Consider the following 24,851-nt stretch of genomic DNA (forward strand, 5'->3'; position numbering starts at 1 on the left):
CGATAGCTCGCGGGGACGTCGTCGTCCCTGCCCTGCGCCCGGTGAGCACGGACGACATCCGTGTCCGGGCGGCGGTCGCTGGTCCTCGCGGGCGGGAGGGAGCCACCGAGGCTCCCGGGAGGCCGGGCGCACCCACGGGACGGACGGTGCCGAGAGCAGCGTCACACGCCTGCCGGGCGCCGAGAATGGCTGATTACCCCCCGCTCATCTCCCCCTGCGGCATAGCGTCGAGACAGACCGGACACCCCGTGTCGTGGTGGCGCTTCGGAGGGGACGAGTTCGTACTTCCTTCTACGTCACGCAACGGCGCGCGACAGGAGCCAGAGGACAATGCAGACCAAGCTGGACGAAGCCAAGGCCGAGCTGCTCGAACGGGCCGCCCGGGTAGCTGAGAACAGCCCGGTCGGGGGGTATCTACCGACTGGGACGACGAGCGAGAGTACGTCCGACATCCCGGACCGGGAGACCGTGCTCGCGTTCCTCCAGCGCTACTACCTGCACACCGCCCCGGAGGACCTCAGCGGCCGCGACCCGGTCGACGTCTTCGGAGCCGCCCACTCCCACTACCGGCTGGCCGAGAACCGCCCCCAGGGCACGGCCAACGTGCGGGTGCACACCCCGACCGTCGAGGAGAACGGCTGGACGTGCAGCCACTCCGTCGTCGAGGTCGTCACCGACGACATGCCCTTCCTCGTCGACTCCGTGACCAACGAGCTGTCACGGCAGGGACGCGGGATCCACGTCGTCATCCACCCCCAGGTCGTCGTCCGGCGGGACGTCACCGGCAAGCTCGTCGAGCTGATCATCGACCCCGCCGCAGTCGCCGCGGCGTCCGCCGCCGTGGCCGCCGGGGAGACGCTGCCGCACGACGCGCACATCGAGTCCTGGATCCACGTCGAGTTCGACCGCGAGACCGACCGCGCCGACCTCAAGCAGATCAACAACGACCTGCTGCGCGTCCTGTCCGACGTCCGCGAGGCCGTCGAGGACTGGGAGAAGATGCGGGACGCGGCCGTGCGGATCGCCGACGGGCTGCGCGCCGAGCACACCGCCGACGACCTGCGCGAACAGGACGTGGAGGAGGCCCGCGAGCTGCTGCGCTGGCTCGCCGACGACCACTTCACCTTCCTCGGCTACCGGGAGTACGAGCTGCGCGAGGACGACTCGCTCGCCGCGGTCCCCGGTACCGGGCTCGGCATCCTGCGCTCCGACCCGCACCACGCCGGGCACGACCACCACCCCGTCAGCTCCTCCTTCGAACGGCTGCCCGCCGACGCCCGCGCCAAGGCCCGTGAGCACAAGATCCTCGTCCTGACGAAGGCCAACAGCCGGGCCACCGTCCACCGGCCGTCCTACCTCGACTACGTGGGCGTGAAGAAGTTCGACGCCGAGGGCAACGTGATCGGCGAGCGGCGCTTCCTCGGACTGTTCTCCTCCGCCGCCTACACCGAGTCCGTGCGCCGGGTGCCCGTCATCCGCCGCAAGGTCGACGAGGTCCTCGTCGGCGCCGGGTTCTCGCCCAACAGCCACGACGGACGCGACCTGCTCCAGATCCTGGAGACCTACCCGCGCGACGAGCTGTTCCAGACGTCGGCCGACGAACTGCGGTCCATCGTCACCTCCGTGCTCTACCTCCAGGAGCGCCGGCGGCTGCGGCTCTACCTGCGCCAGGACGAGTACGGGCGCTACTACTCCGCCCTCGTCTACCTCCCGCGCGACCGCTACACCACCGGCGTACGCCTCAGGATCATCGACATCCTGAAGGAGGAACTGGGCGGCATCAGCGTCGACTTCACCGCCTGGAACACCGAATCGATCCTCTCCCGGCTGCACTTCGTGGTCCGCGTCCAGCCGGGCACCGAACTGCCGCACCTGAGCGACGCGGACAAGGACCGGCTGGAGGCCAAGCTCGTCGAGGCCGCCCGGTCCTGGTCCGACGGGTTCGCCGAGGCGCTGAACGCCGAGGTCGGCGAGGAGCGCGCCGCCGAGATGCTGCGCAAGTACGGCAACGCCATCCCCGAGGGGTACAAGGCCGACCACAACCCCCGCTCCGCCGTCGCGGACCTCTGCCGCCTCGAAGCCCTCGACCAGGACGAGGACTTCGAGCTCAGCCTGTACGAGCCGGTGGGCGCCGCGCCCGACGAGCGCCGCTTCAAGATCTACCGCAAGGGCGGCTCCGTCTCGCTCTCCGCGGTGCTGCCCGTCCTCAACCGCATCGGCGTCGAGGTCATCGACGAACGGCCGTACGAGCTGCGCTGCTCGGACCGGACGACCGCGTGGATCTACGACTTCGGGCTGCGCATGCCGAGGGCCCAGGCCGGGAGCGTGGACTACGCCGGGGACGACGCCCGGGAGCGGGTGCAGGAGGCCTTCGCCGCCACCTGGACCGGGCAGGCCGAGAACGACGGGTTCAACGCGCTGGTGCTGAGCGCCGGCCTCACCTGGCGGCAGGCCATGGTGCTGCGCGCTTACGCCAAGTACCTGCGGCAGGCCGGTTCCACCTTCAGCCAGGACTACATGGAGGACACCCTCCGCAACAACGTCCACACCACCCGGTTGCTCGTGTCGCTGTTCGAGGCGCGGATGTCGCCGGACCGGCAGCGGGCGGGCCGGGAGATCGTCGACGCGCTCCTCGAAGAGGTCGACGCCGCGCTCGACCAGGTGGCCTCCCTGGACGAGGACCGGATCCTGCGGTCCTTCCTCACCGTCATCAAGGCGACGCTGCGCACGAACTTCTTCCAGGAGGCGGCCGGCGGCAAGCCGCACGACTACGTCTCCATGAAGTTCGACCCGCAGGCCATCCCCGACCTGCCGGCGCCGCGGCCGGCGTTCGAGATCTGGGTGTACTCCCCGCGTGTCGAGGGCGTGCACCTGCGGTTCGGGAAGGTCGCCCGAGGCGGGCTGCGCTGGTCGGACCGGCGCGAGGACTTCCGGACCGAGATCCTCGGCCTGGTCAAGGCGCAGATGGTGAAGAACACCGTCATCGTGCCCGTCGGCGCCAAGGGCGGCTTCGTCGCCAAGCAGTTGCCCGACCCCTCCGTGGACCGGGACGCCTGGCTCGCCGAGGGCATCCGCAGCTACAAGACCTTCATCTCCGCCCTGCTCGACATCACCGACAACATGGTCGCGGGCGAGGTCGTACCGCCGGCCGACGTCGTACGGCACGACGAGGACGACACATATCTCGTCGTCGCCGCCGACAAGGGCACCGCGACCTTCTCCGACATCGCCAACGAGGTCGCCGAGAGCTACAACTTCTGGCTCGGGGACGCCTTCGCCTCCGGCGGCAGCGCCGGGTACGACCACAAGGGCATGGGCATCACCGCCCGCGGTGCCTGGGAGTCGGTCAAGCGGCACTTCCGGGAGGTGGGCGTCGACACCCAGTCCGAGGACTTCACGGTCGTCGGCATCGGTGACATGTCCGGTGACGTGTTCGGCAACGGCATGCTGCTCAGCGAGCACATCCGGCTGGTCGCCGCCTTCGACCACCGGCACATCTTCATCGACCCCAGCCCCGACGCGGCCACCTCCTACGCCGAGCGCCGCCGCGTCTTCGAGCTGCCCCGCTCCAGCTGGGCCGACTACGACACCGATCTGATCTCCACCGGCGGCGGCGTCTTCCCGCGCACCGCCAAGGCGATCCCGATCAACGCCCACATCCGCGACGCCCTCGGCATCGAGGACAAGGTCGCCAAGATGACCCCGGCCGACCTGATGAAGGCCATCCTCAAGGCCCCGGTCGACCTGCTGTGGAACGGCGGCATCGGTACGTACGTGAAGGCCGCGTCCGAGTCGCACGCCGACGTCGGCGACAAGGCCAACGACGCCATCCGGGTCGACGGCGCCGACCTGCGCGTCCAGGTCGTCGGCGAGGGCGGCAACCTGGGCCTCACCCAGCTGGGCCGGATCGAGTTCGCGCAGAACGGCGGCCGGGTCAACACCGACGCCATCGACAACAGCGCGGGCGTGGACACCTCCGACCACGAGGTGAACATCAAGATCCTGCTCAACGGCCTGGTCACCGACGGGGACATGACCGTCAAGCAGCGCAACAAGCTGCTCGCCGAGATGACCGACGAGGTCGGCCGGCTCGTCCTGCGCAACAACTACGCGCAGAACACGGCGATCGCCAACGCCCTCGCCCAGTCCTCGGACATGCTCCACGCCCAGCAGCGCTTCATGCGCCACCTGGTCAGGGAGGGCCACCTCGACCGGGCGCTCGAATTCCTGCCCACCGACCGGCAGATCCGCGAACGCCTGGGCACCGGGCACGGCCTCACCGGCCCCGAGACGGCCGTCCTGCTGGCGTACACGAAGATCACGGTCGCCGAGGAGCTGCTGCACACCTCACTGCCGGACGACCCCTACCTGCGCAAGCTGCTGCACGCGTACTTCCCTGCCGCGCTGCACGAACGGTTCCCCGAGCATGTGGACAGCCACCCGCTGAGCCGGGAGATCGTCACGACCCTGCTGGTCAACGACACGGTCAACACGGGCGGTACGAGCTTCCTGCACCGGCTGCGCGAGGAGACCGGGGCCTCGCTGGAGGAGATCGTCCGGGCGCAGACCGCGTCCCGCGCGATCTTCGGATCGGGTGCCGTGTGGGACGCGGTCGAGGGCCTGGACAACAAGGTCGACGCGGCCGTGCAGACCCGGATCCGGCTGCACTCCCGTCGCCTGGTCGAGCGCGGCACGCGCTGGCTGCTCAACAACCGGCCGCAGCCGCTGCAGCTCAGCGAGACCATCGCGTTCTTCTCCGAGGGCGTGCACCTGGTCTGGGGCGAACTGCCCAAGCTGCTGCGTGGCGCCGACCTGGAGTGGTACCAGAAGATCTACGACGAGCTGACGGGCGCCGGAGTCCCGGATGAGCTGGCCACGCGCGTCGCGGGCTTCTCCTCCGCCTTCCCGACGCTCGACATCGTCGCGGTCGCCGACCGGGTCGGGCGGACGCCGATGGAGGTCGCCGAGGTGTACTACGACCTCGCCGACCGGCTGCGCATCACCCAGCTCATGGACCGCATCATCGAACTGCCGCGCGCGGACCGCTGGCAGTCCATGGCCCGCGCGGCGATCCGCGAGGACCTGTACGCGGCCCACGCCTCCCTCACCGCCGAGGTCCTCTCGGCGGGCAACGGCTCCTCCACGCCGGAGCAGCGCTTCAAGGTGTGGGAGCAGAAGAACGCGGCGCTGCTGGGCCGGGCGCGGACGACCCTGGAGGAGATCCAGGGCTCCGACGCGTTCGACCTCGCCAACCTGTCGGTGGCGATGCGGACCATGCGGACACTGCTGCGCGCGCACTCGTAGGGGTACGGGTACGCCGGGCACGGCGAAGGGGGCGCTCCACGGCTGTGGGGCGCCCCCTTCCGCGTGCGGGTCGCCGGGTTACTCGGTGATCTCCCAGAGGGTCAGCTTGCCCTGCACCGTGGGGACTTCCCAGCTGTACTTGCCCGGGGTCAGCCCGGTGATCTCGTACATGGCGAGGTTGCCCTGCTTGGTGATCGTGCAGAGCCTGACGCCCTTGTCGATCTCGGCTTCCTCGCCGAAGGCACCGGAGTCCAGGCTGGAGGGCAGCACATCGGTCCCCGTGCCCTCGGCGCACTCCTGCGGTGTGGTGCCCGCGCTCTTGCCCATCGTCGTGTCGAAGTACCAGTAACTGCTGTCGAGGTACATGTCCTTCAGGGTGTCGACCATCTCGTCCTCGGTGTCGACCTCCGGCTTGTCGAAGTCGACGTTGACGTAGGCCGAGCCCGCGGGTGTGCGGAGCGTGAAGGACTTGCCCTCGAAGATCGCCGAGTACTGGGCGTTCGCGGGGATGGAAGGGGAGGTGCTCGGGTCTGTTCCGTCCCCTTCGCCGCCCTGGTCGCCGGAGCCGGTGTCGGAGCCGGTGTCGGCCTTCGTCGGGGACGGGCTCGGTGTGGAGGCGCCCTTGTCGCCGTCGGCGCCGTCCTTCTTGCCGCTGTCCTTGGTGCCGTTGCTCGCCGAGCTCTTGCCGTCGTCGTCCTCGCCCATCACGTACACGGCGGCGGCCGCGCCGGAGCCGGCCACGAGGACCAGGGCGAGGGCGACCAGGGCCGCCTTCAGGCCGCGGCGGCTCTTCTTGGGAGGGGCCGGGGCGGGGGCGGGGCCTGCGGGCTGAGGTTGTAGGTGTCGGTGGCCGGGGTGGGTAGCCGTAGCCGGGGGTCGGGGCCTGGCCCTGGGGCGGGCCGAAGCCGGTCGGCGGCGGTGTCGGGGCGCCTGGGGTACGCCCTGGGTGGTGCCCTGGGCGTACGCGTGGCCCTGGGCCGCCGGGTCGTGGGGCGGGGCGCGGGAGCCGACGGGCGGTGGTCGGGGCGCGGCCGGCATCTGGGGTGCCGTCGGCTGGGGCGGGGTCTGGGCGGACTGCTCGCGACGGGCGATCTCGGCGGTGAGCGGGGCCGGGAGCCAGCCGGTGAAGTCGCCGATGCCGCGGCCCGCCGACTCCTGGCAGAGCGCGGCCAGTTCCTCGGTGCCGATGCGCTCGGCCGGGTCGGCGGTCAGACAGCGCTCCAGCAGGGGGCGCAGCCGCTCGTCGTAGCCGTCGAGCTTCGGCGGGCGCTGGGAGGTGTTGGCGATCTGCGCGGCGATGGTGATGGCGCCGCCGTCGCCGTACGGGTGGCGTCCGGTGGCGGCGACCGCCGCGATCAGGCCGAGCGAGAAGACGTCGGTGGCCGGGGTGACCTGCTCGCCGAGGGCGTGTTCCGGCGACATGTACTGCGGGGTGCCGATCAGGCCGCCGGACTGGGTGAGATGGGTGGCGTCGGCGGCGCGGGCGATGCCGAAGTCGATGACGTACGGGCCCTGGGAGCCCAGCAGGATGTTGCTGGGCTTGAGGTCGCGGTGGATGACTCCGGCCGCGTGGATTGAGGTGAGGGCGCGGGCCGCGCAGCCGACGAGCTGGAAGACGGCGGGCAGGGGGAGCGGGCCGAAGGCGACGAGGGCGTCGTGCAGGGGGATGCCGGCGATGAACGCCGAGGCCAGCCAGGGGAGTTCGCCGGTGGTGTCATGGTCGACGACCGGGACGATGTGGTAGCCCTGCACGCGGCGGGCGGCCTGGACCTCCTGCTCGAAACGGCGGCGGAAGTCGGCGTCCTGGCCGTACTCGCGCCGGATGACCTTCAGGGCGACGGGCTGGCCGCCGCGGGTGTGCGACAGGTAGACCGTGCCCATGCCGCCCTCGCCGATGCGGGCCTGCAGGTGGTAGCCGGCCGTCTCTCGTGGGTCCTGCGGTCCCAGAGGGCTCAGGATGTCGCCGGTGCTGGTGCTGATGGGAGCCTCCCCCGGTGCGGTGCCGAACTCTGGTGCCGGTGTGGGCACTTGGAGCGGTCCGAAGCTTATACGGCACTTATGACACTTGGGGTGGGTGTTGCGGTTCCCGGGACTGGGGGCGCCTCATAACTCGGGGGCGCCTGTTTCGTCGGCGGGTGCCGGTCCGGTGGGGCTTCTCGCGCAGTTCCCCGCGCCCCCAGAAGACCAGGCCCTGCGGGCCTGAAAAGCAGCGGGGCCGCGGGGGGAAAAGCACGGGGCACAGCCCCGGTTTTTCAGGGGCGCGGGGAACTGCGCGAGAAGCCCCACTCACCCGCACCCGACAACGCACCCGAAGTCACGGCTCACGGCGGACCCGGCGCCGCCACTCCTCGTCCCGCACAGTGATCGGCGCCGTCGGCGGGAGGCGCCGTGCCGTCGGCGCCTCCGAGATGTGCGGCGTCGGCGCCGTCGGCGCCTCCGTCAGGGACAGCGTGCGGAAGGCCGTCTCGATGAGGGCCACCGACGTGGCCACCGGCCCCGGCAGCCAGCCCGCGAAGTCCCGGACGTCCCGCCGCGCCGCCCCCGCGCAGTGCTCGGCGACGGCGGCCGCGGAGGGCCGGGACACCGGGTCGGCGGTGAGACAGCGGCGGATGACGTCCACCAGGGGGCGCCCGATGCCGTCCAGCGCGGGTGGGGAAACGTCCGTGGCGGCGATGCGCGTGGCGATGGCCAGCGGGTTGCCGCGCCCGTACGGGTGACTGCCGGTCGCGGCGACCGCCGCGATCAGGCCCAGCGCGAACACGTCGGACGCGGAGGTGACCCGGCGGCCGAGCGCGTGTTCGGGGGACATGTAGTGCGGGGTGCCGATCAGGCGTCCGGCGGTGGTGAGGGTCGCCGCGCCCGCCGCCCGGGCGATGCCGAAGTCGAGCAGCCAGGGCCCGTCCGCGGCCAGCAGCAGGTTGGCGGGCTTGACGTCACGGTGGATCACCCCGGCGGTGTGCACGGCGTCCAGGGCGTACGCGGCGCACGCCAGCAGTTGCAGGACCGTGGCGACCGGGAGCGGGCCGTGGGTCTCCAGTGCCTGGTCGAGGGGGACACCCGGGACGTAGTGCGTGGCCAGCCAGGGCCGCTCGGCACCGGCGTCGTGGTCGACGATCGGCACCAGGTGGTAGCCGGAGACGCGGCGCCCGGCGGCCACCTCGCGGGCGAACCGTTCACGGAAGGCGGGGCTGCCCGCGTACTCCGGGCGGACCAGCTTCAGCGCGACCGGCTGGCCGCCCCGGCTGCGGGAGAGATAGACGGTGCCCATGCCGCCCTCACCGATCCGGGCGTACAGGGGATACCCGGCGATCTCCCGCGGATCCTCCGTCCGCAGCGGCTCAGGTACCACCCCACGCATCGACCGCCCCCTCCGCTCAGCACGTCCTCGGAGGGTATCGCGGCAGGGAGCCGGCAGAGGCCGGTGAGGCAACCCGCGTACCGCCGAGGACATCTATCCGAGTGGCCCTCAACCGCACCACGGTCTATAGAGGGTAGAAGCAGGGATGTCAGGGATGTACGGAACGAACGGAACGAACGGGATTGATGGGGTGAACGCGGACGTGGACCAGCGACCCGCCGTATCCGTCGTCGTGATCGTCTACAACGACGAGGCCAGGCTGCCCACGGCCGTCCGCTCGGTGCTGGAGCAGACGCTGCGGAGCGTCGAGGTCGTGATCGTCGACGACCACAGCACGGACGGCTCCTACGAGGTGGCCGCCCGCCTCGCCGCCGAGCACCCGGACCGCGTGCGCGCGTACCGGCTGCCCGAGAACAGCGGCGGTTGCGGCGCGCCCCGCAACGCGGGCATCCGGGAGACCCGGGGCGAGTACGTCGTCTTCCTCGACAGCGACGACGTCCTGGAGCGCAACGCCTGCCGCAACCTGCTGGAGGCCGCCGAGAGCACCGGGGCCGATCTCGTCTCCGGTCTCTGCGTCCGCGTCCACGTGGACACCCGCAATCGGAAGGAGGTCCCGTGGTACCCGTGGCTGTACACCCGCACCCGTACCCTCGACTCCGTCTCCGAGCTCCCCGACCTGCTGGTCTACGACACCCTGTCCACCAACAAGTGCTACCGCCGGGACTTTCTGGTCGAGGGCGGGCTGCTGTTCCCCGTCGGCATCCACTACGAGGACCTCTTCTTCTCCGCCCAGGCGTACGCGGCCGCCCGCCGTATCACCCTGATCCCCAACCGGGTCTACGACTGGAACGTGGCCGAGAAGGCGCGGGCCAAGTCGATCAGCAACCGGCGGGCCGAGATCGCCAACTTCGCGCACCGGATGGAGATCCACCGCCGGGTGGACCGGCTCCTCGCCGGCCAGGGCATGGCGGAGCTGAAGTTCCACAAGGACGTCAAGTTCCTCAAGCACGACCTGGTGCTGCACCTGCGTGACCTGCCGTTCCGGGACGCGGCCTACCGCCGGGAGTTCGCCGGACTGGCCCGCGCCTATCTGGCGTCGATCGACCCGGCCGCCTACGACGAGGTCGAACCCATCCACGCCGTCTGCGCCTATCTGTTGCGGATGGGCGACTGGGACAACCTGCTGCCGGCCGTGGACACGCTCACCAACCGCGACAAGGTCTCCGCGCCCCTCGTCGAGCGCGACGGGCGGATCTACTGGTGTGCCGAGCACCTGGACGCCCCTGGGGAGGAAGGGGAGTTCGCGCGCCGGATCCTGGACGTCACCGAACTCGGCTACCACGCCCGACCGGTCCGGAAGCTGTTCCTGCGCAACGAGCTGACGGAGTACGAGGAGTACGAGGAGTACGAGGGGCACGCGCCAGACGCGGCGGAGGCGGGCCGGGGACGAGGCACCGGCACCGGCCGGGGCGGTCGTGTGCGTCTCGCCGGGCGGGTCACCAACCCGCTCGGGGTCATTCCGGCCGACGCCCGGCTCTCCGCCTCTCTGGAGTTCTACGCCCGCCGCCCCGGCGTGCGGTTCCAGACCTTCCGGGTGCCGGTGGCCACCGTTCGGCACGACGGTCCGTACATCACGTGGCGGGCCGACGCCGACATCTCCCGGACGCTCCGACCGCTGGGCGTCGTGGACGCCGTATGGGACGTACGCCTCCACCTCGACGTCGACGGCGAGCGCACCACGAGCCGGCTGACGGCCGCCGAACCGGGGCTGGCGGGCGGCGAACTGCCGGTCCGGCCGCGGCTCACGCGGCTGGTCGCCGACCGGGTCGAGCCGCAGATCTCCGCCCGCGGTCACCTCGCGTTCCGGCTGGTCCCCGACAAGAAGGCCACCGTCCTCGTCACCCGGGGCCTCCAGGGGGCGCCCGGCAGGCTCGCCAAGTCCGGCTACCGCAAGGCGAAGGCGCTGCGCAAGAAGGCCACCTCCGGAGACGCCAAAATCCGCCTCTACCGCGAGGTTTTCCTACGCATGCCGAAGCAGCGGCGACTGGTGGTGTTCGAGAGCCACCTCGGACGGCAGTACAGCGACAGCCCCCGGGCGATCTACGAGGAGATGCGCCGCCAGGGTCTCGACTTCGAGGCGGTGTGGTCGTACACGGGCCGCCCCGAGGGGTTTCCGGCCGACGCCACCCTCGTCCGGCGCTGGTCGCTGCCGTATCTGCGGGCGCTGGCCCGCGCCGAGTTCTGGATCGACAACCAGAGCTTCCCGCTCAAGCTGACCAAGCGTCCCGGCACGACCTACCTCCAGACCTGGCACGGCTCCGCACTCAAGCGCATGGGCTTCGACGAGCCCGGCTGGAAGCTCAAGTCCCGCGCCGAGCAGGCCGAGCAGCAGCGCACCCTCGACCGCTTCGACCACTTCCTGATCCGCTCGGAGCACGACGTGCGCACCCTGGCGAAGGCCTTCCGGCTGCGGGAGAAGGTGCTGCTGCGGGTGGGCTATCCGCGCAACGACGAGCTCGTCCGGGCCCGGGAGACGGACCGGGCGGATCGGGCGGACCAGCGCGCGCGGCTCGCCGCCGAGTTGGGCATCCCGGAGATCTCCGCGATCCCGGCGGACAAGAAAATCCTGCTCTACGCCCCCACCTTCCGCCACCAGGGGCAGCGCCGCTTCACCCTCCCCTTCGACGTGGAGCGCTTCGCGGAGGCCTTCGGCGACGAGTACGTGCTGCTCGTCCGCGCCCACTACCTCAACCACGTCGTGCTCCCGCCGTCGGTGCGGGGCCGCGTCGTCGACGTGTCCGACCACCACGACGTGACGCCCGTCCTCGCCCTCGCGGACGCGCTGATCACGGACTACTCGTCGGTGATGTTCGACTACGCGCTGCTCGACCGCCCGATGTTCTTCTTCACCTACGACTACGAGGAGTACGTCCACGAGGGCCGCGGCACCTACTTCGACCTCATCGAGCGCGCGCCGGGACCGATCGTGCGCACGGAGGACGAGCTGCACGCCGTCCTGCGCGACTCCTCGCTGGACGAGCAGACGCTCAAGTACGCCGCCGCGCGGGAGCGGTTCACGGCCGCCTTCGGCGAGTACGACAAGGGGACGGCGGCACGGAGCGTCGTCGACCAGTTCTTCTCCGAGTGGAGGCGCAAGTGATCGGCCGGGACAGGGCTGTCGTGCGGGACGAGGCCAGGGCCTCCGGGCGGGACGAGGCCAGGGACGGCGGGCGGGACGGCGCACGGGTGTCCGGGGCGCGGGACGTCTTCCTGGTGTCCAACAGCGTGGACGAGACGGGCGGTGTGACCAGCTGGTCCCATCACCTGGCCCGGCTCCTCACCGAACGCGGCCACCGCGTCCACGTCATCGGGATCACCACCCCGAGGACCCGCACCCCTCGGCGAACTCCCGTACCCCACCACCCGGTTGTACGACGGCCAGCCGCCGCCCCCCGGCCGGGCGCGGGACGCGAGCATGCGGGACCGGGCGACCGTGCTGACCGGCCTGTTCCGGGCCGCGCGCCCCGGCGGGGTCGTGATCGTGACCCAGGTGTGGGCGATGGAGTGGGTGCGGCTCGCCGACACCGGCGGTCTGACCGTCATCGGGATGAGCCACGAGTCCTTCGAGACCTCCCGCCGCTCCTCCCGCTTCCGGCGGGTGCTCACGTACTACCGGGACGTCGACCGCATGCTCGTCCTCACCCGCGAGGACGCCGACCTGTGGATCGGGGAGGGCCTCAACAACGCCTCGTACCTGCCCAACGCCGTGCCCTGGATTCCGGAGGAGCCCTCGCCGCGCACCGCGAAGGCCGTCGTCAGCATCGGCCGGCTCAGTGACGAGAAGGGTGTCGACATGCTCCTCGACACCTGGGCCGAGGTGGCGCCCCGGCACCCGGACTGGACGCTGCTCGTCTACGGCTCCGGCGAGGACGAGGAACTCCTCAGGAAGCAGTGCACGGCCCTCGGTCTCGACGGCTCGGTGTCCTGGATGGGCCGCACGCACGACGTGCCGGGCGCCCTGCGCGGCGGCTCGGTCTTCGCGCTGTCCTCCCGGGGCGAGGGCTTCCCCCTCGCCCTGATGGAAGCCATGGCCATGGGCGTCCCCTGTGTCGCCTTCGACTGCGCGCCCGGCGTCCACGAGATCGTGCGCGACGGCGAGGACGGCCTTCTCGTCCGCCCCGGCAACACGGGTGAACTGGCTCGCAAACTGGACCGGTTGATGACCGACAAGACCCTGCGCGACCGCATGGGCGACAAAGCGCGACAGAACATCCGCCGCTACGGCACGGAGGAGATCGTGGACCGGTGGGAGGCCTTGTTCACGTTCCTGGAGAGGTGAGCCGCATCCCCCAGGGGCGCGGGGAACCGCGCGAACAACCACGACGAACCCGCACCCGCCGAACCACAGTTCCCCCCGAGTTCTCAGGCGCCCTACTTCTTCCCGCCGGTGAACCTCTCGTACTCCTTCAACACCTCGTCCGTCGGCCCGTCCAGACGGAGTTCGCCGCGCTCCAGCCACAGCACCCGATCGCACGTGTCCCGGATCGACTTGTTGTTGTGGCTGACGAGGAACACCGTCCCCGCGTGCTTCCGCAACTCACGGATCCGCGCCTCGGAGCGCTTCTGGAACGAGCGGTCCCCGGTCGCCAGCGCCTCGTCGATCAACAGCACGTCGTGGTCCTTGGCGGCGGCGATGGAGAACCGCAGCCGGGCCGCCATCCCGGAGGAGTACGTCCGCATGGGGAGCGTGATGAAGTCCCCCTTCTCGTTGATGCCCGAGAAGTCGACGATCTCCTGGTACCGCTCCCTGACCTGCTCCCGGGACATGCCCATGGCGAGCCCGCCGAGGTGGACGTTCCGTTCACCCGTGAGGTCGTTCATCAGGGCCGCGTTGACACCGAGCAGGGACGGCTGGCCGTCGGTGTAGATACGCCCGTTCTCCACGGGGAGGAGCCCGGCGACGGCTTTGAGGAGGGTCGACTTCCCGGAGCCGTTCGTCCCGATCAGCCCGATGGCCTCGCCCCGGTACGCGGTGAACGACACGTTCCGCACGGCGTGCACCTTGCGGACGCCGGCCGCCTTCTCCGCCTTCTTGCGCCGCAGGATGCGGTTGAGCGCGGCGGTGGCGGTGCCACGACCGGCCCCCGTGCCGTTGACGCGATAGACGATGTCGACGCCGTCGACGACGACGGTCGGGACGGGCTCGGGGGCGGCGGTGCCGGTGCCCGTGTCGGTGCCGGTGTCGGTGGCCTGGTCGGCCGTCCGCCGGGTGCCGGGAACGGTGGGGTTGATGACGGTGTCAGCCACGGCCGTACGTCTCCTCAGCCTTCCAGAAGTAGATGAACCCGCCGACGCCCGCGAGGAGCGCCCAGCCCGCCGCGATCGCCCAGACGTGCGGCGGCAGCTGGCCCCCGTGGAAGCTGTCGATCAGCGCGAACCGCATGAGGTCGATGTAGACGGCGGCCGGGTTGCACTCCAGCAGCAGGTGCACGAACGCCGGGATGTCCCGCTCGGCGAGCATGTGGTCGATGCTGAACATCACGCCCGAGGTGTACATCCAGGTGCGCAGCACGAACGGCATCAGCTGCGAGATGTCGGGCGTCTTGGCGCCGATCCGCGCCATCACCGTCGCCACGCCGGCGTTGAACACGAACTGCAGCGCCAGCGCGGGGACGATCAGCAGCCAGGACGCGGCGACCGGTACCCCGAAGGCCAGCAGGATCACGACCAGCGCGGCCATGGAGAACAGCAGTTGCTGGAGCTGCTGGAGGCAGTACGACAGGGGGAGCGAGGCCCGGGGGAAGTGCAGGGCCCGGACCAGGCCGAGGCTGCCGGATATGGCGCGGGTGCCCGCCATGATCGAGCTCTGGGTGAAGGTCCACACGAACACGCCGGTCACGAGGAACGGGACGTAGTCCGGCACGCCCTTCTTGGTGCCCATGAGCAGGCCGAAGATCAGGTAGTAGACCGCCGCGTTCAGCAGGGGGTTCGCGATCTGCCAGACCTGGCCGAGCTTCGCCTGGCTGTACTGCGCGGTCAGCTTCGCCGTGGCGAACGCGGTGATGAAGTGCCGCCGCGCCCACAGCTGCCGTACGTACGCGCCGAGCGAGGGGCGGGCCCCGCTGACGCTGAGGCCGTACCGCTCGGCAAGCTGGGCCGGGGTCTCGGCGGCGGGGGTGCTTCGGGGGTGTTTGCCCTGGTCGGGGGCGGTGCGTGGAGGACCTGGCTCACATCCGCTGCTTTCGCTAGTGAGGTCGCTGGTGGGGGAGTCCCGTGTCTTGGCCGCGCTGGTCGGGCTCTTACGGTGTCCTTGCCCCGCTCTTACGTCGGGACGGGACCGTATCGTCGCAACGTGAGCGTAAGCCGATTCGACGTCGGAACGCAACCGTTTCGTCGTCGCGGCCTATGCTGTGCACCATGACGACGAACGCCGACCCCTCCGAGGGGCAGCCGCCACCACGGCCGCGCCGCCGGGCCCCCGCCGGGGCGGCCGTGCTCCGTGAGGACGTGACGGAGGCGATCCGGGCGGCTGTCTTCGAGGAACTGGCGGCCGTCGGATACGCCCGGATGTCCATTGAGGGCATCGCGCGCCGCGCGGGCGTCGGCAAGACGGCGGTGTACCGCCGCTGGCGCTCCAAGCTGCATCTGGTGCTGGACCTGGTCTCGGCGGTGGCGGTCCAGGGCCTGCCCATGCCGGACACGGGCTCGCTGGAGGGCGATCTCCGGCTGCTCTACGAGGTCACGTCCCGCGCGCTGCGGCACCCGGTGGCCGGCCAGATCATCCCCGACCTCCAGGCCGAGGCCGCCCGCAATCCGGAGATCGCCGAGGCGATGCAGAAGGCGCTGAGGGAGGGGCAGCAGAGTGTGGCCACGGGGATCGTCGCGGCGGCGGTCGCCCGGGGCGAGGTCCGCGCGGGCGTGGACGAGGACCTGGCCCTGGACGTGATCTCGGGCCCGCTGTACTGGCGCTCGGTGGTCGTCCGCGCGCCGAAGCTGCCGAAGGGCTATCTGGAGAGCCTGACGCGGGCCACGGCGGGGGCGTTGCGGGCGCTGTAGGGGCGGAGGCCCGGGGCGCCGGGGCGAGGCGGCACGATTCGAACGCGCCGAAGTCCGACGCGCCGAAGTCCGAACGCGCCGGGGACCGGTCGCGCCGAAGCCAGACCGCGCCGGGGACCGGACGCGCCGGAGATCGAACGCGCCGCGGACCGAACGTTCCAGCGGCGGATCGCGTCTTAGTCACAGCCGCTCAGGAATGGGGTCGCCGTGACTCTCTTATGCCCCCGTGCTCGTTCCGTGCTCCTCGCCGCCGCGCTGATCGCGGGGACGGCGGGGACGACCGTCGCGTGCGACGGCGGGACGTCCTCGGAACCGAAGGGACGAGCCTCGCCGAAGCAGAGCAGCACCACCCCGGGAACCCCCATCACCTGGGAGGAGCCCCCCTCGTACGTCTACACCCTCACGTCGACCTCGATGGTCCTGGCGGGGACGTTCCGGGTGACGGTCCGGGACGGCAAGGTGACCGAGGCGGTCGGCCTCGACGAGGGCAGCCGGTCGGTGGTGGAGCGGGGGCCCGACCGCATACCGAAGATCGGCGACCTGTTGGACATACTGGAGAAGGCCTGGCAGGAGCAGGCGGACACGGCGGAGATCCAGTACGCCGCCGGTGGGCATCCCGCACGGATCACCCTGGACGTGGACGAGAACGCCATCGACGACGAGGCGGAGTACGTCATCAGTGGCTACCAGCCGGGTGCGGGCTGAGAGCGAGGGTCAGCGGGCGTCGTGCCGAGTCGCCAACTCCGTTGCCAGGTGGACGAGTGCCGGGGTGCGCAGGACGCGCTCCCCGAACCCCGGCAGGGGCACGTGCAGCGGCTCCAGCCAGCGCTCCGGGATGGCCTCGACCCCGTGCACCGCGCCCGCGAGCGCGCCGGTCACCGCCGCGACCGTGTCGGTGTCGCCGCCGAGGTCCACGGCCGCGCGTACGGCGTCCTCGTAGGAGTCGGTCGTCCGTACGGCCCAGACGGCGGAGCCCAGGCAGGGCCAGACGGCGCCGTTGAACTCCGTGGCGCGGTCGGGGTGCCAGTCGGGGGCGAGGACGACCTCGTACCGGGGGCGGTGGTCGGGGTGGAGCGCGGCCAGGGTGTCGGGGAGCGCGATGAGCGGGTCGTCGCCGGCCAGGGCGATCCGGACCAGTTCGTGGAGGACGGCGGTGCCTTCCCAGGCGGCCGGGTCGCCGTGCGTGAGGGCGGACAGGCGCCGGGCCGCGTCCATGCTGGGGTCGCGCCCGTACGGCGCGAAGAACACGGCCGAGGTGGCGGCCCGCATCAGCGCGCCGTTGCCCGCGGCCCGTAGGTTCACCTGGAAGTGGCGGGCGGCGGCGAGGTCCCAGGGGTCGCCGCCGGTGAGGACGTCCTCGGTCTGGATGCCGATGTCCTTGGGGCCGGAGGCCGCCCAGCGCTGGAACCGCCGGAAGACGTCGGGCAGTTCGAGTCCTCCGTGTTTGACGAGGGACTCCCCGACGAGGACGGCCATCTGGGTGTCGTCGGTCGCCTCACCGGGGTCCCATCCGCCACCCCCGCACATCTCTCCGCCGTGTCCGGCCTTCGGAAAGCGCGTGGAGAAGGCGCCTTCAGGACCGAACTCGAAGGGCGCGCCGAGCGCGTCCCCGACGGCGGAGCCGAGCACCGCCCCGAGGGCGCGCCGCGGATCGACCACGTCCGGGAGTGCCTGGGGCCGCCGGTGAAACCCGGTCACAGGCTGCGCTTCGCCTCAGGGACGGGAAGCACCTCGACGGATCCGCCGCGTTCGCTCACCCAACGTTCCAGTGCCGCTCCCGCGATCTCGTGCTCGCCACCCTGATCGTCGATCACCCGGACAGGGCCGAAGACGGTTCCCGAAAGGCCCTCGACCTTGGTGCGGTCATCGACGGTCACCTTGAAGGAATTCTCCCGCAGAACGGCATCGGAGAGGTCCGCACCGCGGAAATCCACATTCAGGAGGGAAGCGCCCAGGACGCGTGTGCCGCGCAAGGAGGCATTCGTCGCGTCGACGTCGTAGAGCGAGGCCTTGACCAGATCCGCGCCGTCCAGGACCGCGCCCCGGAGCACGGCGTCGTCGAGGTTGACACGGACCAGCGAGGCCCGCGTCAGATCGGCTTCCGTGAAGTCGGCCCCTTCGGCGTCGGAACGGTAGAGGTCCGCCCCCACCAGCTTGACTCCGGCCAGTTTCGCGTCCGTGAGCCAGGACTCCTGGAGGTTCGCCTCGGAGAGGTCCGCGTCACGCAGATCGAGCCCGATGACGTCGAGGGCGCCCTCGCCCCCCGCACTCAGCCACTCCTCCAGACGGGCCTTCGCCTGCGGATCCGTCGGGAACACGCGGGGCGCCCAATTCCTACGGGTACCAGATGACATCGTCTTCCCAGCCATTCTTCTCGACGATGGACTTGATGTCGTCGATCGCCGCCTGGTTCGCATTGCGCATGTCCAGGATAACGACGCGCTGCTTCTCGACGATCTGTTCCGCCAGCTTCTTGACCCAGCGTTCGTTCCTGGCGGGGTCATAAGCTCCCTTGAACGGCAGGGACTTGTCCCGGACATTGTTGAAGGGGGGCCAGTCGGAATGGACGCCCTTGATGTCGTAGTAGCGTCCGGTGCTCGGTGAGTAGAACTCCCCGCGGTCCGCCTCCGTGGGGCGCTGGATGTCGTCCGGGAGACGCCCCTGCTCGGCGAGGTCCAGGCCGACCCTTGCCTCGTCCTTGGAGGGTTCGGAGATACCGCCGTTCTTGTCGGGGTCGCGCTGGAGCTGGTCGAACTCCTCGGGACTGCGGGACTCGACCTCGTCGAGATGGTCCCAGTGGTCCGCCTTCTGCTGCGGGGTGAGCTCGGGCGGCGGCTCGTTGCCGCGCTCGGGGGCCGTCGTTCCCTCCGAGGGCTCGTGCGGGGCCCCCGTGCCGTCGTCGCCCGGGGTGCCGCCGTGCCCGCCGGTGGGGGGCTCGGTGTGGCCGCCGCCCGGTGTCCCGCCGTGACCACCGCCGGAGGGAGGCCCGGTGTGGCCGCCGCCCGAGGTCTCGGTGTGGCCGCCGGTCGGCGTGTCGGTACGGCCGCCGGACGGGGTCTCCGTACGGCCGCCTCCGGTGCCACCGGTCCGGCCGTCACCGCCGGGCCCGCCGTTGCCGCCCGGCGTCTCGTGGTTCGCGGACGGCAGGCGGTCGTCGCCGACGCGCCCCACAGCCGTGCCGCCGTCGCCCACCTTCGCCCCCGCACCCACCAGCTCGGTCTCGGGTCGCGTGGCGTCGACGCCCCGCTCGGCCGCCGTGCCCTCGTGCCGGATGGCGTCCAGGGACTCCCGTACCGTGCCGTCCGCGTTGTGGACGACGAGGGTCTGGGTGTCGAGGTAGACGACCTCGCCCTGCGGCGTCTCCATCCGGACGCTGTTCTCGGGGGTGAGGCCGGCCGGCAGCTCGTCGGCGATGTTCGGCGGGTCGGCGATCTGGTACGTGCCCTCGCCGAGCCGGATGTGTGTGCCGTCGGTGATGCCGCGCAGGCTCGCCATGACGTCGCTGATCTTCACCGCCGTCGCGCCGACGCCCTTGGTGAGGTAGGTCATCGGGTCGACGATCTTGCCGGCCTTGCCCGCGAAGGAGATCGCCTTGGCGATGGCACCCGCCTTGCCCGCGCCGGAGACCGCCCCGCCCGCGCCGCCCGTGAAGATCGTGGTCAGGACGTTGAAGGTGACCGCCCCGGCGGCCCGGGAGGGGTTCTTGCCCCACTCGTCGTAGGCGATCAGCGCCTTGCCGGTCTCGACGACGGCGGTGCGGGAGTCGCGCAGCCAGGAGGGCAGCTTGTCGTCGGGCGCCAGCCAGTACGCGGCGCCCACCACCGGTACGGCCGTGATGACGATGCCGGTGGCGAGCTTGCCGAGGCCGACCCACGCCTGGCCCGCCGCGTCCCAGCCGTTGAAGCCGACCAGCGTGCCCAGGCCCTTGATCGTGCCCCATACGCCGTCCACGACGAAGCCGACCGCGAAGTCCCAGGCGTGCTCGTGGATGTAGTACCAGGGGTTGGACTCCTCCACCGGGTCGCCCCAGGGCAGACCACCGGCGTTGTCGAGGTCCTCGCCCCGGTAGCCGTACATGTTCTCTTTGTTCGAACCGTCGTTGACGACGAGCGCCTCGCCGCCGACCAGCCCGACGATCTTGTTGTAGCAGTCGCGTTCGGCGGCCTGGAACGCGGCGTACGCGGCGTTGATGTCGGAGCGGCGGTTGTTGTTCTCCTCGACGAGGTCGCCGTCGGCGCGCCACTCGTCGTCGCCCTCGATCTTCGCGCGGAAGGCGATCGCGTCCCGGCGGAGCTGGTCGAACTTCTGCTTGAGCGGGCCGACGGCGGCGGCGTACGTGTCCAGCGCCGAGGCCACGGTCTCCAACTCGGTCGCGAACTCACCGCCCTTGGCCGCCACCGGCGCGGTCGTCGCGAACAGCGCCTCCGCCTCGGGCGCCTTGTAGTACGCGGAGAGGCCCCCGAAGCGGGTGTGGATCGCCGAGCCCGAGTCCTTCAGGGAGGTACCGGCCGAACGGACGCCCGCGATGTGCTGGTCGAGCAGCTCCAGGTTGCCGGTGAACTCGGGGACCTCCTCCGGGATGACGGGGATGTCGTCGCTCACTTCGGCCCCTGCCCGCCGTTCCCGTCGACACCCGGCGGTGGCGGTACGACCGTCGCCTTGAGCGCGTTGGCCTGGTGCGTGGCGGCCATGTCCAGGTCGCCGGTGACGTAGGCGTTGGTGGCATCGGCCGCGCCCTGCACGGAGTCGATGGTCCGCTGCGCCATGTACGCCAGCTTCTGCTGCCGCTCCTGGAGGTACGTGCTCAGCGCCGCCGCGACCGGTCCGACCGGCACCCGTGGCGTGCCCGCGGCCACCGGCCCGATCATCGGTCCGTTGAACTGCCCGCCCGGCACGGCCGTACCGGCCGACTCGGCCGCGCTCGCCATGTTCGACACCAGCGAGTTGGCGGCCTTCTCCAGGCCGCCGGCCGCCTCACCGGTCGACTTCAGCGTGGTCTGCACGTTGATCGGATCGATGTCCCAAGCCGGCACCGTCGCTACCCCCGTAACGCCCTGTCGTACCCGTACCCGTACGCGTACGCGTGGTCTGCTCGTCCTTCGCTTCCCCTAGTACACACGAGCAAACGGCACCGAACAGTTCCCACTGCTCGTCGATTCCGTCACAGGTGCTGCGGCCGCTCCGTCCACCCCGCCCATGCCGACGCGATCATGTCCTCGACGCCGTACCGCGCCTTCCAGCCCAGTTCGGCGGCGATCCGGTCCGCCGAGGCGACCACGCGCGCGGGGTCCCCGGGCCGCCGGTCGACGACCACGGGCGGCAGGTCGTGACCGGTGAGCGCGGTGATCCGGTCGACCATCTCGCGCACCGACACGCCCTCCCCGCGCCCGATGTTGAGGGTGAGGTCCGTGCCCGGCGCCTCGCGCAGCCGCCGCGCGGTCGCCACATGGGCCTCCGCGAGGTCGACGACATGGATGTAGTCCCGGACGCAGGTGCCGTCGGGGGTCGGGTAGTCGGCGCCGAAGATGTGTGGCGGGGCTCCCTCGGAGAGCTTCTCGAAGACCATGGGGACGAGGTTGAAGACGCCGGTGTCGGCCAGTTCGGGGGCCGCCGCGCCGGCCACGTTGAAGTAGCGCAGGGACGCCGTCGACAGCCCGGTGGCCCGGCCCGTGGCCCGGACCAGCCACTCGCCGACCAGCTTGGTCTCGCCGTACGGGCTCATCGGCAGGCACGGCGTCTCCTCGGTGACGAGGTCCACGTCGGGCATGCCGTACACGGCGGCGGAGGACGAGAGGACGAAGGACGAGACACCGGCGTCCGTGACGGCGGACAGCAGGGTGCGCAGGCCCTCGACGTTCTCCCGGTAGTAGTGCAGCGGCAGTTCGACGGACTCGCCGACCTGCTTCTTCGCCGCGAGGTGCACGACGCCGGTGACGTGCCGGTCCCGGATCACCCGGGCCAGCCGCTCCCCGTCGAGGGTGGAGCCGACCTCCAACGGGACGCCGTCGGGCACCCGTTCGGCGATACCGGTGGACAGGTCGTCGTAGACGACGGCCTCCTCGCCCGCGTCGAGCATCGCGCGCACCACATGCGCCCCGATGTAACCGGCGCCACCGGTGATCAGCCAGGTCATGGACGACCGTCCCGTCGTAGTCGTAGTCGTAGTCGTAGTCGTAGTCGTAGGCGTAGTCGTAGGCGTAGGCGTAGGCGTAGGCGTAGGCGCGGGGCCGTGCCCGCGTCGGGTCTCAGTGAAGCAGGCGTTTGAGGCGTCGGCGGACGACTTCGGTCAATCCTCGCCAACCGGGCGCGAGTCGCACCGCGAGCGCCCCCGCGTGAGTTGCGTACGGCTGCACCAGGAGCACTCCGTGGCGCGCGCTGAACAGTGCGCTCCGGCGGAGGAGCCCGGCGCCCGCGGCGGCGTGCGCGGTGGTCTCCCGACGGCTGCCGTCCGCGAACCGCAGCCGTAGCCGGAGGTCCCACGTGCCGCTGCCCAACGCGGCCAGGTCCAGCGGTACGTCCGCCGTCCAGCTGTCGACGTCCGGCGTGTCCGCGCCGCTGTCGCCCTCCGCCTCGGCCAGGAGGGGCGCCGTGCCGGCGAAGCCCACCCGCCCGTCGTTCCGTTCTGTGAACTCCGCCTGCACGGTCACCGGCCCCGCCTCCGCCATCCGCCCGTACAGCTCGTGGAGCCGCAGTCGGAGCACCGTCCCCCGCGGGCGGGGCCGCAGTTCCGCGTCGACGGCGGCGGGCAGCAGCTCCACGGGGCGGACGAGGAGATGGTCCAGCTCCACCTGCGGCAGATCGGCCGACCAGACGGGCGAGCCGTCGGCCCCGCGCGCGTACGGCGGGGTCAGCCGGGCCGGGCGGGCCGACATCTCCCTGAGGCGGGGCAGGTCGCGAGGCTCCTCGGCGGCGAGGATCACCCGGGCGACGACCCGGCCGGGCGCGGGCGCCGGCGCGAAGTCGCCCTCGTCGAAGGTGGCCAGGTACGCGCGCGTCAGCCTCCACCACTCGCGCCGGTACTCGGTGCCGCGCAGGCCCAGCTCGCGGGCGTACATCCGCAGCGAGTGGTCGAGGAAGCGCGTCCGTGTGGCCCGTGCCGGGCCCTTCTCGCCGGCGCCCAGCAGGATGTCGTACGACAGCCGGTCGGCGTCCAGGCGGGCCCGCCAGTTGGTGATGTCGGAGCGGTCCAGGGAGATGGACAGCCGGGCCGCCGAACGGCGCACGTGCCAGACGTACACCGGGTCGGGGACGAGCGCGACGCGCGGTGCGGCGGCCAGGACGCGCGCGCCGAAGACGAAGTCCTCGTACGGGAAGCGGCCCTCGGGGAAACGGATGGCGCGCTCGCGCAGGAAGGAGGTCCGGTACAGCTTGTTGACGCAGAGGGTGTCGTGCACCAGGCGTGCGCGCTGGGAGGAGTGCTCCAGCAGCGTGCGCCGGGCGTACAGCTCGGGCTGCCAGGGGGTCTCGCGGCCGGACGGCAGCTCCTTGCGCACGCACAGCCCGGACGCGACCGGCGCGTCGTGCTCCAGAGCCGCCCCCAGCAGCGCGTCCACGGCGCCGGGCGGGAGCACGTCGTCGCTGTCCAGGAACATGACGTACGGCGAGGTCACGACGTCCAGCCCGGTGTTGCGCGGGGTGCCGCAGCCGCCGCTGTTGACCGGGCGCCGGACCACCCGCAGCCGGGGTTCGTCCCCGGCGAGGCGCTCCAGCAGGTCCGCGCTGCCGTCGGTCGAGCAGTCGTCGACGGCGATCACCTCACGGACGGCCGGCCCCTGCGCGAGCGCCGAGCGCACGGCGTCCGTCACATGGGCCGCGTCGTCGTACCCGATGACGACGACGGAGACCTGCGCCTGCTGAAGAGCCATGGTTGCCCCGCACCTGTGAGAGGTATGTGTGCAAATCTTCCCTTACGGGCGGCTTCGCGGCCCCGTGGGGAAGATGGCGGGCGGGAGGCCCAGGTTCCGTATGGAGTTGTCGGATTCTGTGCGGGTGCCGGCGGCTACCCGGCCGGCTCCGTGAGCGCCGCGTCGTCCAGCGCGGCCGTCAGACGGTCCAGGCGGTCGCGCAGATCGCGGATCTCGTCGAGGTCGAAGGTGGTCGCGGAGACGATCCGGCGCGGCACCGCCAGCGCGCGTTCCCGCAGGGCCGCGCCCTCCTCGGTCGGTCGCGCCACCACCGAGCGCTCGTCGCGCGCGCTGCGCTCGCGTCGGACGAGGCCGGCCGTCTCCAGGCGCTTGAGCAGCGGCGAGAGGGTCCCGGAGTCGAGTCGGAGGTGCTCGCCCAGCGTCTTCACGGGCAGTTCGCCGTGCTCCCAGAGAACCAGCATCACCAGGTACTGCGGATAGGTGATGCCGAGGTCCTTGAGGACCACGCGGTAGACACCGTTGAAGGCGCGCGAGGCGGCGTGCAGGGAGAAGCAGATCTGCCGGTCGAGACGGAGGAAGTCCTCCTCCGAGACCTGTCCGGCGACCTGCCCGGAGATCTCCTGGGAGATCCCCTCGGGCGTAGGGACGGCACTCGTGCTCATGTTTCCAGGGTAACCCCTGTCCGCCATTTAGTTGTGGGCAATTGAATTGTGTGCTCTACTGGGGCCCGTGAACGGCGGCCGGACCGGACCGCCGGACACGGCTCGAACCGACTTGACTCGACTCGACCTGACTTGACCTGTGAAAGGGATGGTTCTTCCATGGACGCGCTCTACACCGCTGTCGCCACCGCCACCCACGGCCGCGACGGTCGCGCCGTCAGCAACGACGGAAAGCTCGACCTCGACCTGGCCCTCCCGGTGGAGCTCGGCGGCAACGGCCAGGGCACCAACCCGGAGCAGCTCTTCGCCGCCGGCTACGCCGCCTGTTTCGCCAGCGCGCTCGGCCTGGTCGGCCGCGCCGCCAAGGTCGACGTCAGCGACGCCGCCGTGACCGCCGAGGTCGGCATAGGCAAGGAGGGCGAGGGCTTCGCCCTGAAGGCCACCCTCCGCGTCGAACTCCCCGACACCGTCGACGAGGCCACCGGCCGCAAGCTCGTCGAGCAGGCCCACCAGGTCTGCCCCTACTCCAACGCCACCCGCGGCAACATGCCGGTCGAGCTGGTCGTCGAGTAACACCTCCGCGCGTCCCCGCCCATGGGACGTGAC

At 71.2% G+C, this 24,851-nt stretch carries 15 protein-coding genes and 2 pseudogenes; 6 read left to right on the forward strand and 11 right to left on the reverse strand.

Annotated elements, in window-relative coordinates; all coding sequences use genetic code 11:
* Window positions 1–330 precede the first annotated feature (330 nt).
* Window positions 331–5,304 (forward strand): NAD-glutamate dehydrogenase, encoded by a 4,974-nt coding sequence (locus E4N62_RS00125; protein ID WP_230211387.1) that lies wholly within the window; start codon window positions 331–333, stop codon window positions 5,302–5,304.
* A gap of 78 nt (window positions 5,305–5,382) precedes the next feature.
* Here E4N62_RS00125 and E4N62_RS00130 read toward each other — a convergent pair whose 3' ends face one another.
* Entirely contained in the window at window positions 5,383–7,332 is a 1,950-nt protein-coding gene (locus E4N62_RS00130; protein ID WP_230211388.1) for a serine/threonine-protein kinase, read from the reverse strand.
* 286 nt (window positions 7,333–7,618) lie between these two features.
* A complete protein-coding gene (locus E4N62_RS00135; RefSeq protein ID WP_230211389.1) occupies window positions 7,619–8,662 on the reverse strand; it encodes a serine/threonine-protein kinase in 1,044 nt (347 codons plus the stop codon).
* Between the two features lie 154 nt (window positions 8,663–8,816).
* Between E4N62_RS00135 and E4N62_RS00140 the strand changes: the two genes are divergently transcribed.
* Complete coding sequence (locus E4N62_RS00140; protein WP_374116888.1) at window positions 8,817–11,822, forward strand: CDP-glycerol glycerophosphotransferase family protein; 3,006 nt, start codon at window positions 8,817–8,819, stop codon at window positions 11,820–11,822.
* Window positions 11,823–11,908: 86 nt separating this feature from the next.
* A pseudogene (locus tag E4N62_RS00145) lies at window positions 11,909–13,001 on the forward strand (glycosyltransferase).
* Window positions 13,002–13,093: 92 nt separating this feature from the next.
* Here E4N62_RS00145 and E4N62_RS00150 read toward each other — a convergent pair.
* Both E4N62_RS00150 and E4N62_RS00155 read right to left on the reverse strand, forming a co-directional pair.
* Window positions 13,094–13,831 carry an ABC transporter ATP-binding protein gene (locus E4N62_RS00150; protein ID WP_230212326.1) on the reverse strand — a complete coding sequence of 246 codons (738 nt, stop codon included), beginning with the start codon at window positions 13,829–13,831 and terminating at the stop codon, window positions 13,094–13,096.
* A 130-nt stretch (window positions 13,832–13,961) separates the two neighbouring features.
* Window positions 13,962–14,893 (reverse strand): annotated as a pseudogene (locus E4N62_RS00155) (ABC transporter permease).
* A 186-nt stretch (window positions 14,894–15,079) separates the two neighbouring features.
* Here E4N62_RS00155 and E4N62_RS00160 point away from each other — a divergent pair.
* Both E4N62_RS00160 and E4N62_RS00165 read left to right on the forward strand, forming a co-directional pair.
* Window positions 15,080–15,718 (forward strand): TetR/AcrR family transcriptional regulator, encoded by a 639-nt coding sequence (locus E4N62_RS00160; RefSeq protein ID WP_033524948.1) that lies wholly within the window; start codon window positions 15,080–15,082, stop codon window positions 15,716–15,718.
* 237 nt (window positions 15,719–15,955) lie between these two features.
* Window positions 15,956–16,423: a DUF6174 domain-containing protein gene (locus E4N62_RS00165; protein ID WP_230211391.1), complete on the forward strand. Its 468-nt coding sequence runs from the start codon at window positions 15,956–15,958 to the stop codon at window positions 16,421–16,423.
* Window positions 16,424–16,432: 9 nt separating this feature from the next.
* Here E4N62_RS00165 and E4N62_RS00170 read toward each other — a convergent pair whose 3' ends face one another.
* The 7 genes from E4N62_RS00170 to E4N62_RS00200 all read right to left on the reverse strand — a co-directional run bounded on the left by E4N62_RS00170 (window position 16,433) and on the right by E4N62_RS00200 (window position 24,245).
* Window positions 16,433–17,377, reverse strand: a complete 945-nt coding sequence (locus E4N62_RS00170; RefSeq protein WP_230211392.1) for an ADP-ribosylglycohydrolase family protein — start codon at window positions 17,375–17,377, stop codon at window positions 16,433–16,435.
* 35 nt (window positions 17,378–17,412) lie between these two features.
* Window positions 17,413–18,036: a pentapeptide repeat-containing protein gene (locus E4N62_RS00175; RefSeq protein ID WP_230211393.1), complete on the reverse strand. Its 624-nt coding sequence runs from the start codon at window positions 18,034–18,036 to the stop codon at window positions 17,413–17,415.
* Window positions 18,037–18,052: 16 nt separating this feature from the next.
* Window positions 18,053–20,320, reverse strand: a complete 2,268-nt coding sequence (locus E4N62_RS00180; protein WP_230211394.1) for a hypothetical protein — start codon at window positions 20,318–20,320, stop codon at window positions 18,053–18,055.
* Window positions 20,317–20,751: a DUF6507 family protein gene (locus tag E4N62_RS00185; protein ID WP_230211395.1), complete on the reverse strand. Its 435-nt coding sequence runs from the start codon at window positions 20,749–20,751 to the stop codon at window positions 20,317–20,319. The genes E4N62_RS00180 and E4N62_RS00185 overlap by 4 nt, the downstream gene beginning before the upstream one ends.
* A 128-nt stretch (window positions 20,752–20,879) precedes the next feature.
* Entirely contained in the window at window positions 20,880–21,851 is a 972-nt protein-coding gene (gene galE, locus E4N62_RS00190; protein WP_230211396.1) for a UDP-glucose 4-epimerase GalE, read from the reverse strand.
* A 112-nt stretch (window positions 21,852–21,963) separates the two neighbouring features.
* A complete protein-coding gene (locus E4N62_RS00195; protein WP_230211397.1) occupies window positions 21,964–23,583 on the reverse strand; it encodes a glycosyltransferase family 2 protein in 1,620 nt (539 codons plus the stop codon).
* 134 nt (window positions 23,584–23,717) lie between these two features.
* Entirely contained in the window at window positions 23,718–24,245 is a 528-nt protein-coding gene (locus tag E4N62_RS00200; RefSeq protein WP_230211398.1) for a MarR family winged helix-turn-helix transcriptional regulator, read from the reverse strand.
* 159 nt (window positions 24,246–24,404) lie between these two features.
* On the opposite strand from E4N62_RS00200, the gene E4N62_RS00205 reads away from it, so the two are divergent.
* Window positions 24,405–24,818, forward strand: a complete 414-nt coding sequence (locus E4N62_RS00205) for an organic hydroperoxide resistance protein (RefSeq protein ID WP_184893393.1) — start codon at window positions 24,405–24,407, stop codon at window positions 24,816–24,818.
* The last annotated feature ends 33 nt before the right edge of the window (window positions 24,819–24,851 follow it).

Origin of the sequence: Streptomyces sp. MNU76 (genome assembly GCF_020982545.1) — a bacterium.
Taxonomy (GTDB): domain Bacteria; phylum Actinomycetota; class Actinomycetes; order Streptomycetales; family Streptomycetaceae; genus Streptomyces.